This is a genomic window from Bradyrhizobium sp. 132, from assembly GCF_023074185.1.
Lineage (GTDB): Bacteria > Pseudomonadota > Alphaproteobacteria > Rhizobiales > Xanthobacteraceae > Bradyrhizobium.
In genome coordinates this window covers 1-1248 of sequence record NZ_JADPKY010000184.1, presented here as the reverse complement: position 1 = coordinate 1248, position 1248 = coordinate 1, and the positions used below count along the sequence as shown (strand labels likewise).

At 54.6% G+C, this 1248-nt stretch carries 1 protein-coding gene and 1 pseudogene; both read right to left on the bottom strand.

Annotated elements, in window-relative coordinates:
- Window positions 1-415: 415 nt before the first annotated feature.
- Window positions 416-904: a hypothetical protein gene (locus tag IVA74_RS40120; protein WP_247353609.1), complete on the bottom strand. Its 489-nt coding sequence runs from the start codon at window positions 902-904 to the stop codon at window positions 416-418.
- Between the two features lie 160 nt (window positions 905-1064).
- A pseudogene (locus IVA74_RS40115) lies at window positions 1065-1248 on the bottom strand (hypothetical protein); the annotation flags it as partial.

The window sequence follows — 1248 nt, the reverse complement described above, 5'->3', positions numbered from 1 at the left end:
GACCAGCTCCGCCGATCGCACGTTGCTCACCCCGCGCCAAACGGCGTAACATCCGCTGAGGCTCTAATCGCCACTGGATGAAACTTCGGAGGCAGGTCATGGCCGCATGATTCCGGCGCGTGGTTCATTGCCTTCTGTGCTTTTGCGATTGACGGGTTCAATCTCTATTCAATGTTGTCGGAATAAACTTCTCTTCTTCGTTCCGGTCGAATCGAAGCCTTCGACATGGCGGGTCTCGGGCGACCCGCAACGGCTCGAAGATTGTGATTGCAGAATAAGACTTCTCCCGGTGCTGAGATGACTTCGCTCGACCAACGACGAGAGGATGGCGGTCATGGAATTTTGCGCCCCTCTGGAGGTTCAGTGACTTGAAGGGAGTGAAGGCAACCGTCGAGAAGGCGACCTACGAACGCCATTACGGGGCTATGACCCGAATCGGGAAGAATAGCGCCACAATCACGAGACAAACGCCAAGTCCAGAGATCGCAAGGTTCATCGCAATCCAAAACTGATTCAGACGTAGAACACTCAGTTTCGGAAATTCTCGCGTGTTGTCATCATCCGCGATCCGTCTGATGCTTCTCAGAGGTGACCCTGGAAGCAGCGCATCATAGGCATCACGATAGCCCCGTGCGCGCCGCGTGTGTAGCTGTATCCGCTCGTATTGCTTCGCGGAAAACACTGCTCCGAACATGCCGAGCAGAACGAGTAGCAGTGCAGGCGGCAGGTCCAAAGGACTCAGCGTCTTGTCCGAAGTCATGAAGGCGATGACTGCGCCCGAAATGCCTATGAATGTAGATGCTACCGCCGCTCGTTGCGTCTCGTGATGACGCGCTTGGATCGAATTCTCTGAGTACATTTTCCAATGCGCATCGCGCAAAGTGGTGTCGTGTTCATCAGGCACTGGACCCTCCCGGCGTAGGAGCGAGTTTCCCAACAAATGAACGGCAATTAATGCTTTAGACCACAACATTAGCAGAAATGCCACAGGTTGATAGGCAGTCCCTATGTGCTCACCCCTGAAGGGAGTCTAGCCGAAAATCTGCGCCGGAATAGCGCCGCTGTTATTGGGGTCCGCCCGTATACTTGTCAACCGTCGACATGAGCGGCTTCGAGGTCGACAGATTGAACATCAGCCCGAACCGACCATCGGGACCAGTCTTGTCCGGCTCGTCGATCAGCTCGTAGAGATCGATCCACTCGATGAACGAATACTGAGAGAACTTCGCCAGCATCGCATCCAGGTTT